Annotated in this window: 8 protein-coding genes and 1 pseudogene; 8 read left to right on the forward strand and 1 reads right to left on the reverse strand. The window is 41.8% G+C overall.

Translation table 11 applies throughout. The features are described from left to right. Window positions 1–4 precede the first annotated feature (4 nt). Window positions 5–208: pseudogene (locus AB9N12_RS08655) on the reverse strand (glycosyltransferase family 2 protein); the annotation flags it as partial. A gap of 625 nt (window positions 209–833) precedes the next feature. Between AB9N12_RS08655 and AB9N12_RS08660 the strand changes: the two are divergent. The 8 genes from AB9N12_RS08660 to AB9N12_RS08695 are packed head-to-tail and all read left to right on the forward strand — an operon-like array spanning window position 834 to window position 14,712. Continuing rightward, on the forward strand, window positions 834–4,259 hold the full coding sequence (locus AB9N12_RS08660) for a TonB-dependent receptor (protein ID WP_369891435.1): 3,426 nt from the start codon (window positions 834–836) through the stop codon (window positions 4,257–4,259). 20 nt (window positions 4,260–4,279) lie between these two features. Beyond that, entirely contained in the window at window positions 4,280–6,013 is a 1,734-nt protein-coding gene (locus tag AB9N12_RS08665) for a RagB/SusD family nutrient uptake outer membrane protein (RefSeq protein ID WP_369891437.1), read from the forward strand. Window positions 6,014–6,032: 19 nt separating this feature from the next. Further along, on the forward strand, window positions 6,033–6,824 hold the full coding sequence (locus AB9N12_RS08670; protein ID WP_369891439.1) for an endonuclease/exonuclease/phosphatase family protein: 792 nt from the start codon (window positions 6,033–6,035) through the stop codon (window positions 6,822–6,824). A gap of 27 nt (window positions 6,825–6,851) precedes the next feature. After that, a complete protein-coding gene (locus tag AB9N12_RS08675) occupies window positions 6,852–9,011 on the forward strand; it encodes an alpha-N-acetylglucosaminidase (RefSeq protein ID WP_369891441.1) in 2,160 nt (719 codons plus the stop codon). 6 nt (window positions 9,012–9,017) lie between these two features. Continuing rightward, a complete protein-coding gene (locus AB9N12_RS08680; protein ID WP_369891443.1) occupies window positions 9,018–10,160 on the forward strand; it encodes a glycerate kinase in 1,143 nt (380 codons plus the stop codon). A 6-nt stretch (window positions 10,161–10,166) separates the two neighbouring features. Continuing rightward, complete coding sequence (locus AB9N12_RS08685; RefSeq protein ID WP_369891445.1) at window positions 10,167–11,423, forward strand: GntP family permease; 1,257 nt, start codon at window positions 10,167–10,169, stop codon at window positions 11,421–11,423. Window positions 11,424–11,436: 13 nt separating this feature from the next. Beyond that, the gene (locus AB9N12_RS08690; protein ID WP_369891447.1) at window positions 11,437–12,522 is read left to right on the forward strand and encodes an acyltransferase family protein; all 1,086 of its coding nucleotides are present in this window, start codon (window positions 11,437–11,439) and stop codon (window positions 12,520–12,522) included. Window positions 12,523–12,528: 6 nt separating this feature from the next. After that, window positions 12,529–14,712 (forward strand): alpha-N-acetylglucosaminidase, encoded by a 2,184-nt coding sequence (locus AB9N12_RS08695; RefSeq protein WP_369891449.1) that lies wholly within the window; start codon window positions 12,529–12,531, stop codon window positions 14,710–14,712. The last annotated feature ends 77 nt before the right edge of the window (window positions 14,713–14,789 follow it).

The raw sequence follows: 14,789 nt of genomic DNA on the forward strand, positions 1-14,789 counted from the left end.
TTCCACCCCCCTCATTGACAGGCTTGTCGATCACTCTCACGCGAGAATCCTTGGCGGCGTAGGCGTGGCAGATGGAACGACTGTTGTCGGTAGAGGCATCGTTCACCAATATCAGTTCAATATCGCGATAAGACTGATTGAGACAAGATTCGATGCATTGACCGAGCCATCGGGAAGTGTTGTACACAGGGACTATAATGGAAATCATAAAATAATATGTTGGTTTATTTAACTTAAGAAAATGCTTTTGCCTGTCTTTATAAGGCCGGATGTTTCAAGCCTATAAGAACAATATTCATATATTTAGCAAGCAACATTAACATCACGTTCAATTACATTAAACGGAATTTTATTTTGTTTGACAGCAATAAGTGACTTAATGACATCTTTTTCATGATTTTTTCTGTTTTACATAACAAAAATATGATTTTTCCCTGAATTAAAGAAAATAAGTTGCAAAAACTTTCCTCTAATATCGGTTATGTTTTATTGAATCCGGCTGTCTAGAATAGTTATTCCATATACTTTTTAGAGCTATGTACGAACCTCTTTTTTGAAATCATCTCTGAAATAGCGTTGTTCCGAATTCCCCTCCATACCTCTGTTAATGCTTCTATCTTTTTAAATATACCACCGTTTTGCCTCCTTTGTCTTTTCGTATAATTCCCTCTTTTCAATAGTTTACCCTCTCTATTTTTACTCTTAAAAATATACTTTTAAAGTGTTTTTCTTTTCAAATTAATATTCATTAACTTATTTGCTATAATACTTTTTAATATCTCTTGTGTATTAGCTAATAGATATCGAACTATAAACTTTAAATGACTAATATTATGGAAAAAGATTTTCCTTTTTCATCCACCGGCAGGAGGTGTATTGTAGCCCTAATGTGCATATTTGTCTCAGCTCTTGTTTATGCACAGCAGCAAAAAATATCAGTTAGTATCAAAGAGCTTCCTCTTAAAGAAGCTATCAGTCAGATAGCAGAGAAAGCATCGATGAATGTAGCCTATAGCAAAGAATTTGTAGATACGAGTAGGAAAGTGTCATTGGAGGTGAAAAACACAGATGTAAACAAAGCATTAACTCTTTTGCTAAAAGGGACTAAGATTGGGTTCCGTTTCCTGGATGACAGCATTTTATTTTATAATAAAGAATTTCAAAATAAAAGCACGTCTGAAACTGCTGATTCGCAAGAGAGTAAGAGGGAACTGTATGTGAAAGGTAAAGTTACTGATGAGAATGCAGAACCGATAATCGGAGCCACCGTGTCTGTGAAAGGATCGGCTACAGGTACAATAACTGATATCAATGGTCAGTATTCCATCAAAGTACCCTATGGGAGTACACTTCGGTATTCATACGTCGGTTATCGTGAAGAAAGCATCATAGCGAAAGAAACGACAGTAAACGTAGTGATGAAAGAGAATGCTGTCAGCTTGGAAGATGTAGTAGTTGTGGGTTATGGCGTACAAAAGAAAGTGAATGTAACAGGTGCTGTATCTATGGTTAAAGCGGAGGCTATTGAGAATAGACCTATTGCTAACGTAACTACGGGGTTACAAGGGTTGTTGCCTGGAGTTAGCATCGTTTCTTCTTCGGGACAGCCGGGTGCTGTGCCTAGTATCAACATTCGTGGCACGGGAACCATCAACAGTAGTACAGCGCCTTTGATCTTGATTGATGGGGTAGCTGGGGGAGACATCAATTTATTGAATCCTTCGGACATTGAAAGTGTATCAGTGCTGAAAGATGCCGCCTCATCAGCCATTTATGGAGCACGTGCCGCCAATGGTGTTATTCTTGTAACTACTAAAAAGGGAGAAAAGAAAGAACGGGTAGTATTCCAATATAACGGATATGCCGGATTTCAGACTCCCACAGCATTACCGGAGCTTGTTAACGGAAGAGAATACATGGAACTCTCCAACGAAGCCATGAGTGCTGCCGGATTTTCCAAGCCCTATACACAGGAGGCTTTCGATAAATATGGTTCGGGACTGTACTCCAATGAATATTCCAATACTGACTGGATTGACGAAATATACAAAAGTCGGGCTTTTCAGACGGGGCATAATGTGAGTGCACGGGGTGGAAGCGAGAAAACCGGATTTTTTATGTCGTATGGTTTCTTGGATCAGGATGGGCTGATTGTAGGTGACGGATATAGTTCCAAAAGACATAATGCGCGTATCAGTGTAAACACAGAAGTGTACAATCGTCTGAAACTGAATGGACAGATGAGCTATGTCGATTTCTACAAAAAGGACTTAGGTTATAGTGGCACATCAGGGGTATTTCGCCTGTCACAGCGTATGTCTCCGCTACTTCCTGTCAAGTGGCAAATTCCTGACGAAAACGGCCGGATGGTAGATAGCGAGAATTGGTCGTATGGTTCGGTGCGTAACCCCTTGCAGGTAGCCTATGAGTCGGGAATGGAAGAACGGAAAACTCGTGTGCTCAATGGAATATTCAATGCAGATCTCAAAATTATAGACGGATTGAATGTCGGTATGCAGTACTCTACTAATATATACACCCGCCAGGTGGATGAGTTTAACCCGAAGATGTTGTCTTATTATTCGGACGGTAGCCCGTTGAAAGCAAATGAAGATGCCAAAGACTATATTTCCCAAAGCCATCTCGATATTATGACCCAAACGTTGCAGTTCACCCTGAACTTTAATAAAGCTCTAGGATGCCACGAGTTAGGAGCGTTGTTGGGATTTTCGCAGGAATGGGAAAACCGAAGCACATTGGGTGCTACGCGTGATAATGTGATGGTTGAAGATATTCACGTTATCAGCGCCGGAATGATTAATTTCATGAATAGCGGAACAAAAGATGAGTGGGCTTTGCGCTCTTACTTTGGCCGTGTCAACTATGCTTTTGACGATAAATATTTGTTTGAAGCCAACCTGCGTGCCGACGGAACTTCAAGATTTGCTAAGGGGAATCGTTGGGGATATTTTCCATCGTTCTCGGCAGGATGGAACTTTTCACGTGAAAAATTCATGGAGTTTGCTACTTCGGTATTGAGCTCGGGTAAGTTGCGTGCTTCTTGGGGTGAGTTGGGAAATCAAAATATTCCCGGTAATTACTATCCCTACTTGTCGCCTATCATTACCGAGGAGTCCTATCCTATCGGAGCTTCTAATACACCTGTTATGGGACTTTGGCAGAACAAAATCGGTAATCCCGATATCAAGTGGGAAACCATTCGCATGATTAATTTTGGAGTAGACCTTAGTTTTTTGAGTAATAGACTGAATGTGGACTTTGATTGGTATAAGAAAGAAAATATTGACGCGTTGGTTCGTCCCGATGTTCCGGCTATTGTCGGGGTTTCCAGCAGTAACGTGGGCTATGTCAATCTTGGTAAGATTGATGTCAAAGGATGGGAACTCAATCTGTCATGGCGTGATAAGATCGGAAATGTAAATTACAATCTCGGGTTCAATCTGTCGGACGCCCGTAATAAGATCACCGATTTGGGCGGAACTCCGGAGTCTCTGACCAGTACGGCTTCCGGTTCGTATCGTCGGGTAGGTGATCCGATAGGTGCTTTCTATGGTTATCTTACGGATGGGTTGGCACAAGTGTATGACTTCGAATCGGTGAATACAACTACAGGTAAGTATCAGAAACCAAAATTTCCTCTTGTTGCCTCACAAAATGGCATTGTACAGCCCGGAGATATTAAGTATCGGGACATCAGTGGTCCTGACGGTGCTCCCGACGGGGTGATTGATGACTACGACAAAGTGGTGTTTGGCGAGAAAGAGCCCCATTACACCTATGCAATCAAGGGTGGTTTGGAATGGAAAGGTATAGACTTCAGTTTCTATTTGCAAGGTGTAGGTAAAGTTGCCGGTTACCTTGAGGATGAGGCTCGGCATGCATTTATTAATGACTACTCGATCCCTAAAAAAGAACATCTTGACAGGTGGACGCCTATGAATCCAGATGCTTCTTATCCCAGACTTTATCAGTCGCAGGAGCACAACAGGCTCTTCAGTGACTACTGGAAAGAGGATGCATCGTACTTGCGTCTGAAGAATATTCAGATAGGTTATCGTCTTCCTGCCCGGATGGTGGCACCTCTTGGTATTAATAGTCTTAGAGTATATGCCTCGGCAGATAACTTGTTTACTAAAACCAATTACTTCGGGGCTTATGATCCTGAAGTGAGGACCACCAGCGGAGATGTCTATCCGCAAGTAAAAACCTATGTTTTTGGATTATCAATAACATTCTAACCTATTAAACGACTATAAAGATGAAATACTTAAAATACTTTTTAATCATTGCTTTATTTGGTATAGTTACCTCATGTAGCGATTTCCTGGATAGAACGAACCCTAACGAGCCGGACAATGTAACATTCTGGGTAAATGAAGAGCAGCTTAAAAATGCTTTGCCACCCTGCTATGAAGCTTTACAAAAAGACTATCTCGTGAATTGGAGTGAATCGACGGCCGAAACAGTTATGTGGGGGAATATTACTAGTGGACTAAGTAAGGTTTCGGGAGGCAAGCACTCTTATACTGACGGTTTTCCTTTTACTACCTATTGGACAGGAGCGTATAGCTATATTTATCGCTGCAATAATTTTTTAGACAATTATAATAAAGCTCAAGTGGTTCAAAACAAAAAAGACGTTTATGCTGCAGAAGTAAAAACTATCCGGGCGCTTATGTACTTTTACCTCACGACATTTTGGGGAGATGTACCTTGGGTAGGAGAAGTTATCCAACCCGAAGATGCATATATCGAACGTACTCCCAGAGAGAAAGTCATTGACCAACTTGTCGAGGATTTGAAATGGGCAGCAGAGCGTATGCCTGAAGAAAGGTATACAGGCGATAAACTGGGAAGATTTGACCGCTGGGGCGCTTTAGCCATATTGGCACGTATCGCTTTGCAGAACGAAAGGTGGGAACTGGCTGCAAAAACGAGTGAATATATCATCGAAAACAGCCCCTATGGCTTGTATGAATACGAAAAACTATTTCATCACGAAGGGGATGTCGAGAATGATCCGAAGAATATCGAAGCCATCGTATATAGCCTTTTTGTACCCGAGGTCCGTACACAAAGTTTACCTAATGAGACTTGTAGCCCGACAGACTATATACGTCTCAATCCAACGAAGTCGTTGGTGGATGCTTATTTGTGTACAGACGGTAAACCGGCAAAAACCGGATTGGAATATTATAAAAAGATTGGTGTGCAGACCTCATCATTATACAAGTCGCCTGAAGAGCATTATGCTGATTATTTCCAAAACAGGGATCCTAGAATGAAGATGACTTTATATGCTCCGGGTGACAAATGGCCGGGAGGAGATGACGGTGACCCTGATACAGATAAGGCCAACGAGATATTTAATCTACCTCGTTTTGCTTCATTACAAGACAATAACCGTGTGGGAGCAAATAGCCGTACAGGTTTCTATCTGAAAAAGTATAACGACATTGATTTGGCCGGCTCAAGTGTAGGTGGACACGGTAATCTCAATGTCATCCGTTTTGCCGAAATCTTGCTGATTTATGCTGAAGCCACCTTCGAACTACAAGGCAAGAAACTGACACAAACACAGATTGATTACTCCATCAACAGACTTAGAGATCGTGTGAATATGCATCGTATGAACCTTGACGAACTTAGTGCATGGGGGATGGATCTCGAAACCGAATTGAGAAGAGAACGTCGTATTGAATTGGCGGGTGAAGGTACAAGATATGCCGATGTGATGCGCTGGCGTGAAGGTGAACTTCGTTTTGGACGTGCCATCACCGGTCCCAGCCTGAAAGTATGTATGAACGATTTGGGTGCCAACCCGTATCCCGATACCGGAGTAGATGAATTTGGCGATGTAATTTACGAAAAGTCTACCGCAGAAGGTGGAGCACGCTACTTCGATGCAGCGAAACATTATTTGTGGCCTGTGCCTAATCCCGAACGTCAGAAAAATCCTTTGTTAGGACAAAATCCAGGATGGGAAAAGTAATCATTAAAAAATAGAAACCATGTATTTAATGAAGAAATATTTATTATTGTTTTTATGCCTGACTTTGGGCGTTGCCTATGCACAAGACACTCTACGGGTGCGGGTAATGACCTATAATTTGAGATTTGGCGAACTGGCATCTTTAGAAGAACTTGCTCATCACATCAAATCCTTCAAACCTGATTTTGTGGCGCTTCAGGAAGTGGACAGCAAAACAGACCGTAAGCGTACCCCGCAGCAGAAGGGAAAGGATTTTATATCCGAACTTGCCTATTATACGGGGATGTTTGGGCTCTATGGAAAAACGATTGATTATTCTACCGGTTATTACGGCATTGGAATGTTAAGTAAATATCCATATATTTCTGTTCAAAAGACAATGCTGCCACATCTGGTCAAAGAACATGAGAGACGGGCTATGCTGGAGGGATTATTCGAAATGGGTAATGATACCATTGTTTTTACCTCTACGCATCTGGACGTTAACTCTCAAGAAACACGGGCGGAGCAAATAAAATTTATTACCGGCCATTTCAAGAATTATAAATATCCTGTAATTTTGGGAGGCGATTTCAATGCGCGTCATTACTCCGAGGCAATACGCGGTATGGATAGTTGGTTTGCCGCGAGTAACGATGATTTTGGAATGCCGGCATGGAAACCTGTGATTAAGATAGATTACTTGTTTGCATACCCGCAAAAAGGATGGCGTGTGATTAATACACAAACTGTCCAGTCGCTTTTGTCAGATCATTTACCGATTATTACGGAACTGGAATATGTGAAAGAAGCATCGAAAAAGAAATATTGATACTCACTTATAACATTCTGATTTTTTATGATACATACGATAATCAAGTATTTATTAATTTCAACAACGCTTTTTTTCTGCTCATGCCACAAGCCTAAGACGGATATTATCACCCCCGCCAAACTGCTAATAGAACGTCAGATTGGGGAAAGAGCAAAGTCTATCCACTTTGAATATATTGAACCATCCGAAGGTAAAGATATATTCGAAGTGATAGCAAGTGACGGCAGGCTTACTTTAAGGGGAAGTAGCTCCGTTGCTATTTGCTACGCTTTTCATACTTACATGAAAGAAGCTTGTAAGAGCATGAAAACATGGAGCGGTGAACATATAACATCGGTGATGCCGTGGCCCGATTATGAATTGTATGAACAAGTGTCCCCTTATGAGTTGCGTTACTTCCTGAATGTTTGTACATTCGGCTACACGACCCCTTACTGGGACTGGGAGCGTTGGGAAAAGGAAATTGACAGGATGGCCCTTTATGGTGTAAATATGCCCTTGGCTACAGTGGCCAGCGAAGCTATTGCGGAACGGGTATGGCTTCGTATGGGATTGACCAAAGAAGAAATCCGTGAATTTTTCACTGCCCCTGCACATCTTCCCTGGCATCGTATGGGTAATCTGAACAAGTGGGACGGTCCTTTATCTGATGCCTGGCAACATAATCAAATCGGCTTGCAACACCAAATCCTGATCCGTATGCGCGAGTTGGGCATGCAACCCATAGCACCCGCGTTTGCAGGTTTTGTGCCGGAAGCATTCGCACAGAAACATCCCGACACACAATTCCGGCATATGCGGTGGGGTGGTTTTGATGAAGAGTACAACGCCTATGTATTGCCACCGGACTCGCCTTTCTTCGAAGAAATAGGCAAACTGTTTGTCGAAGAATGGGAAAAAGAGTTTGGAGAAAATACTTATTACCTGTCGGACAGTTTTAACGAAATGGAACTACCTATAGATAAGGAAGATAAAGAAGCGAAATATAAGTTATTGGCCGAGTATGGAGAAACGATTTATAAATCAATTACAGCCGGAAACCCTGATGCTGTTTGGGTTACACAAGGATGGACATTCGGATATCAACATTCATTCTGGGATAAAGAATCGCTTAAAGCCTTGTTAAGCAATGTACCTGATGATAAAATGATTATCATTGATTTGGGCAATGATTATCCCAAATGGGTATGGAACACCGAACAGACATGGAAAGTACACGATGGATTTTACGGAAAGAAATGGATATTCAGCTATGTACCCAACTTTGGCGGGAAAAACACAATGACAGGAGATCTGGACATGTATGCTAATTCTTCGGTCAAAGCGTTACGTGCTGCAAATAAAGGTAACTTGATTGGGTTTGGTTCTGCCCCTGAAGGACTCGAAAACAATGAGGTTGTTTACGAACTGTTAGCCGATATGGGATGGACATCAGATAGCATTGATCTTGACGATTGGATGAAAATATATTGCGAGGCCCGTTATGGAGGATATCCCGATGCCATGGAGGAAGCTTGGAAACTCTTCCGGAAGACAGCATATAGTTCTCTCTATTCATACCCCCGTTTTACTTGGCAAACTGTAGTACCCGATCAACGGCGGATCAGTAAAATCGACCTTAGTGATGATTACTTGCAGGCTATACGTTTGTATGCTAGTTGCGCTGGCGAACTGAAAAGCTCTGAATTATACAGAAATGACCTCATTGAGTTTGTTTCGTATTATGTAGCGGCTAAAGCTGAAAATTTTTATAAGCAGGCCTTGAAAGATGATTCGGAGAATCGTGTTCTCGCAGCGCAACGTAATCTGCAACAAACCGTTGATTTGTTGATTGACGTTGACAGGCTGTTGGCTTCTCATCCTTTATATCGATTAGAAGAATGGGTGGAACTTGCACGTAATAGCGGAACAACTCTTCAGGAAAAAGATGTTTATGAAGCAAATGCCAAACGCTTGATTACAAGTTGGGGTGGTATTCAGGGAGATTATGCTGCTCGTTTCTGGAGCGGGTTAATTAAAGATTACTATATTCCTCGCATACAGCTCTATTTCACAAAAGATCGGAATAAAATTCGAAAATGGGAAGAACAATGGATTACATCTCCCTGGAGCAACACTACAACTCCGTTTGATGACCCGGTCAAGGCTGCATTGGGTTTAATAGAGAAAACAAATAAGTTATAGCTTTTTATGAAAAAGATTGTATTGGCATTCGACTCGTTTAAAGGTTCGGTCGGCTCTTTTGAAATAGCGAAAGCGACCGAAAAAGCGATTCAGGAGGAATTACCTGACTGTCAGATTATACGTTTCCCCATAGCTGATGGTGGCGAAGGGACTACGGAAGCCTTATGTTCTGCTCTTAATGCTCAAACGGTGTCATGTCGGGTGCATGATCCATTCATGAAGCCAATTGATGTATCGTATGGTATCGTAAACAATGGTGCGATGGCTATTATCGAAATGGCTTCGGCCTGCGGTCTTCCATTGATTGATTCAAGCCGAAGAAACCCAATGAAGACTACGACTTATGGAGTTGGAGAAATGGTTGCTGACGCATTAAAACGAGGGTGTCGGGAATTCATTATTGGGATTGGCGGAAGTGCGACAAATGATGCGGGAATGGGTATGCTGAAGGCTTTAGGGGCACGTTTTCTGGATAGAGAGAACTGTGAACTGGAACCTGTCGGCGAAAGTCTGATAAAAGTTCATCAAATAGATATTTCTCAATTAAATCCGGCATTGAAGGAGAGTAATTTTACGATCGCCTGTGATGTTAGTAATCCATTTTGGGGAAAAGAAGGTGCAGCCTATGTATATGCTCCTCAAAAAGGTGCAACTATGCTGCAAGTGATAGAGTTGGACAATGGGTTGCGACATTATGCACAGGTGATAAAGGAATATACAGATATGGACATATCGCAACTTCCCGGTGCCGGAGCAGCCGGAGGAATGGGAGGCGGCCTGCTTCCGTTTCTGAATGCAAAATTGCAATCCGGGATAGAAGTTATATTGAAAACGCTTCGTTTCGAAGAAGTCGTTCAACAGGCAGACCTGATACTGACTGGAGAAGGGAAACTGGATCGCCAGACTTGTATGGGAAAGGCACTGGACGGAATCTTACGTGTCGGTGACAGATGTCAGGTTCCGGTGATAGCATTAGGGGGAGCGGTCGAAGCCACTGAGGCACTTAATAGGATGGGTTTTACAGCCGTACTTCCTATCCAGCCTTTCCCGGTAACACTTGAAGAGGCGATGCAACCGGAGTTTACGAAAGAAAACATAGAGAGAACGGTGCGACAGGTGGTGAGAATCATCAAACAATTTACTAAATAATACTCAATGACAGCGATAGGTGCATTAATCGGGCTTTCATTATCCATACTGTTAATCATAAGAAAGCTTTCTCCGACATACAGTCTGATTATCGGAGCGATAGTTGGAGGATTGTTGGGAGGACTATCTTTAAATGAGACTGTAACGGTGATGACCGAAGGGGTGAAAGAAATCGCTCCGGCGGTATTGCGGATTATGACGGCCGGAGTCTTATCAGGTATATTAATACAAACCGGAGCTACCACTGTCATCTCCAATGCAATTATACATAAAATGGGTGAGAAGCGGGTATTTATGGCATTGGCACTCGCAACTATGTTACTTTGTACTGTAGGTGTATTTATTGATGTGGCTGTGATAACTGTTGCACCAGTGGCTCTTTCGATAGGTAAGCGTTTTAACCTGTCTCCATCCGTGTTACTTATTGCTATGATCGGGGGAGGTAAGTGTGGAAATATCATATCACCTAACCCGAATACCATTATAGCAGCCGGAAATTTTAATACAGATCTATCGGCTGTAATGTTTGCCAATATTTTACCGGCAGTGATCGGTTTGTTTTTCACCGTTTTCGTTATTGTCCGTCTAATGCCTCAAACAGTAAAAAATAAAAAGGTGGTGATACAAACTGTGAATAAAGAGAAAGAGAGAAATCTGCCGTCGCTAATAGCTAGTCTGATTGCTCCTGTTGTTACTGTTGTTTTATTGGCATTACGCCCTATAGCAGGAATCAATATTGATCCTTTGATAGCTTTGCCGGTAGGTGGTTTGTGTGGCGCTATCTGTATGAGACAATGGAAAAATATTCTTCCAAGTATAGAGTATGGACTGCAGAAGATGTCTGTGGTAGCTATTCTGTTGATAGGAACCGGAACTATTGCCGGTATCATAAAGAACTCTTCTTTGAAAGACTGGATTCTTACAGGATTGGATCATGCTCATATTAGTGATGTGTTGATTGCTCCTATATCAGGCGCATTGATGTCAGCGGCTACGGCATCGACAACAGCCGGAGCGACATTGGCTTCTTCTTCGTTTGCTGAAACAATATTGGCTATAGGGATTTCTGCGGTTTGGGGGGCAGCTATGATTAATTCGGGAGCTACAGTTCTTGACCATTTGCCACATGGTTCGTTCTTTCATGCGACAGGAGGCGTATGCGAACTCAACTTTAAGGAACGTCTGAAGTTGATACCTTATGAATCTCTTATAGGGATAGTGTTAGCTGCCGGAACGACTATTTTAGATATAATAAGTAATTAAAAGAATAAAATATATGAATCCGAACAAACGGTTACTTTCGCTTGATGTACTTCGGGGTATTACTGTTGCCGGGATGATCTTGGTTAACAACACAGGAAAGTGTGGGTATAACTTTGCTGTTTTTACACACGCCAAGTGGGATGGCTTTTCGCCAGCCGATCTGGTATTTCCGATGTTTATGTTCCTGATGGGTATTTCGACCTACATCTCTTTGTGTAAGTATAACTTCCTGTGTCGACCGGCTATTGCGAAAATCATAAAAAGAAGTCTCTTATTAATATTTATAGGTCTGGTTATGGAGTGGTTCATTACAGCAGTGGATAGTGGTAACTATTTTGATTTGAGTCAGCTCCGGTTAATGGGAGTGATGCAACGGCTTGGAATTTGTTATGCCATTACAGCCCTATTAGCTGTAACAATATCGCATAAGCGGTTTATGCTATTAGCTATCATCTTGTTGGCTGTCTACTTTATTTTTCAGTTATTTGGAAACGGGTTTGAGAAAAGTGCGGATAATATCATCGGGATGATTGACTCGGCTGTTTTAGGGTCTAATCACATGTATCTTCAGGGTCGTCAGTTTGTCGATCCGGAGGGGATATTTAGCATTATTCCCGCCGTATCTCAAGTGATGATAGGTTTTGTTTGCGGAAAAATAATCATCGACATTAAAGACAATGACCGCCGGATGCTAAATCTATTCCTTATGGGTACTACTCTGTTGTTTGTCGGCTATTTGTTAAGCTATGCCTGCCCTTTGAATAAACGTTTGTGGTCTCCTTCGTTTGTTTTGGTCACTTGTGGGATTGCAGCATTGTCATTGGCTTTGCTGCTCTATATCATTGATGTGAAGCAGAATAAAAAGTGGTTTTCGTTTTTCGAAGCATTTGGAGCGAATCCGCTTGTAATCTATATGTTTAGTTGCATAGCCGGAGGATTGCTTGTGCATTGGCATATTCATACAACTATATTCAGCAATTTGCTTAACCCATTATTCGGAAATTACTTCGGTTCATTGATGTATGGTGTGTTTTTTCTGTTGTTCAATGGGCTGTTGGGATATGTTTTATTAAAAAGAAAAATCTATATAAAATTATAAATCAGAATGAAGAGAAAAAGTGTATACATGTGTCTGGTTATGTTTTTTATGTCGTTGGTTCTTCAGGCTAAAGACAAAGACGTAGCTGTTGCCGAAGCATTAGTGAAACGTTTGCTGCCGTCATACATCGAGAGTTTTCAGTTTCAAAAGTTAAAAGGAGCTAAAGACTGCTTTACGATAGAATCCGTAAAAGATAAAATTGTAATAGGTGGAAACAACGCTAACTCAATGGCGATGGGGTTGAACCATTACCTGAAGTATTACTGTCTCACTACGGTGTCATGGTATGCGGATATAGCCGTTGAAATTCCTGCAGAATTGCCAATGCTTGGTGAGAAGGTCGTTTCGGAAGCGAGAGTAGATACTCGTTTTTTCCTGAATTACTGCACGTATGGTTACACTATGCCTTGGTGGCAATGGAAAGAATGGGAACGTTTTATTGACTGGATGGCCCTTAATGGCATAAATATGCCTTTGGCAATCACCGGACAAGAAGCAGTGTGGTATAAAGTCTGGTCGAAAATGGGAATGTCGGACATCGAAATACGCTCTTACTTCACGGGCCCCCCGTATCTGCCTTGGCATCGGATGGCTAACATCGATCGTTGGAATGGTCCGTTGCCGATGGAATGGCTGGAACATCAGGTAAGTTTGCAGAAAAAAATACTTGCACGTGAGCGTGAATTGAATATGAAGCCCGTATTACCAGCCTTTGCCGGACATGTTCCTGCCGATTTAAAACGGATTTATCCCAAGGCCGATATCCAACATTTGGGCAAATGGGCTGGCTTTACTGATACATACCGTTGTAACTTTCTGAATCCTAACGACGCTTTATTTGCGAAAATTCAGAAGCTATTTCTTGATGAACAAAAAAAACTTTTCGGAACCGATCATATTTATGGTTTAGACCCTTTCAATGAGGTGGACCCACCAAGTTTCGAACCCGAATATTTGCGGAAGATAGCTTCGGATATGTACGCTACATTGACGGCTGCTGATCCCAAAGCCCAATGGATGCAAATGACATGGATGTTTTATCATGATAAAGAGAAGTGGACGTCTCCACGAATAGAAGCTTTATTGACGGGTGTTCCGCAGAATAAGACATATCTGCTTGATTATCATTGTGAAAACATTGAGCTTTGGAAAACTACCGAGAAATTTTATGGACAACCTTATATTTGGTGTTATCTAGGCAATTTCGGAGGAAACACAACCTTGACAGGTAACGTCAAAGAAAGTGGCGCACGACTTGAGAATGCTATCATTAATGGTGGAGACAACCTTAAGGGAATCGGCTCTACACTGGAAGGATTGGATGTTGTACAGTTTCCTTACGAATACATCCTTGAGAAAGCATGGAGTCTGAATGTGGATGATAATAAATGGATTGAATGTCTGGCAGACAGACATGTGGGATGCGTGTCGCAACCTGTGCGCGATGCTTGGAAAATATTATTCAATGATATTTATATACAGGTGCCGCGCACATTGGGCACTTTACCCGGATATCGCCCCGTATTGAATAAGAATAGTGAAAAACGGACCAGTAATGTGTACAGTAATGTTGAACTATTAGAGGTTTGGAGAAAACTGAACGAAGCGCCTTCTGACCGGAGGGATGCTTTTCGTCTGGATTTGATTACTGTAGGCAGGCAGGTGCTTGGAAACTATTTTCTTGATGTGAAAATGGAGTTTGACAGGATGGTCGAAGCTAAAGATTATCAGGCTTTGAAAGCTTGTGGCGAAAAAATGAAAGAAATATTGAATGATTTGGATAGACTGAATGCCTTTCATCCTTACTGTTCTCTGGATAAATGGATTGATGATGCGCGGAAGATGGGGGATTCTCCCCAGTTGAAAGACTATTATGAAAAGAACGCTCGCAACTTGATTACTACTTGGGGAGGAAGCCTGAACGATTATGCCAGCCGTTCATGGGCAGGACTGATAAGTGATTATTATGCAAAACGTTGGGAGGTGTATATCCATACATTTATCAATGCGGCTGGGAAAGGTGTGGAAGTGGATCAGAAACAACTTGAAGATGAATTAAAAGAAATAGAAGCAGGTTGGGTAAATGCAACGGGTCGGAAAGATATCCGGAAAGATGTTCATTCAACAAATGACGGATTGCTATCATTCTCCACCTTTTTATTTAGCAAATACCAAAGACTGGTGAAATAAACAAGAGGCCTGCTTGTTTCATTTATTGTTTGCGGTTCATGCTATATCAGAAAGAATTAATATATTTGAAAATAAGG

Source organism: Bacteroides sp. AN502(2024), assembly GCF_041227145.1.
Lineage (GTDB): Bacteria > Bacteroidota > Bacteroidia > Bacteroidales > Bacteroidaceae > Bacteroides.

What these genes read in the sequence shown, in the direction of transcription:
- AB9N12_RS08660 (WP_369891435.1), top strand. Translation starts at nt 834, where the DNA reads ATGGAAAAAGATTTTCCTTTTTCATCCACCGGCAGGAGGTGTATTGTA.
- AB9N12_RS08665 (WP_369891437.1), top strand. Translation starts at nt 4,280, where the DNA reads ATGAAATACTTAAAATACTTTTTAATCATTGCTTTATTTGGTATAGTT.
- AB9N12_RS08670 (WP_369891439.1), top strand. Translation starts at nt 6,033, where the DNA reads ATGTATTTAATGAAGAAATATTTATTATTGTTTTTATGCCTGACTTTG.
- AB9N12_RS08675 (WP_369891441.1), top strand. Translation starts at nt 6,852, where the DNA reads ATGATACATACGATAATCAAGTATTTATTAATTTCAACAACGCTTTTT.
- AB9N12_RS08680 (WP_369891443.1), top strand. Translation starts at nt 9,018, where the DNA reads ATGAAAAAGATTGTATTGGCATTCGACTCGTTTAAAGGTTCGGTCGGC.
- AB9N12_RS08685 (WP_369891445.1), top strand. Translation starts at nt 10,167, where the DNA reads ATGACAGCGATAGGTGCATTAATCGGGCTTTCATTATCCATACTGTTA.
- AB9N12_RS08690 (WP_369891447.1), top strand. Translation starts at nt 11,437, where the DNA reads ATGAATCCGAACAAACGGTTACTTTCGCTTGATGTACTTCGGGGTATT.
- AB9N12_RS08695 (WP_369891449.1), top strand. Translation starts at nt 12,529, where the DNA reads ATGAAGAGAAAAAGTGTATACATGTGTCTGGTTATGTTTTTTATGTCG.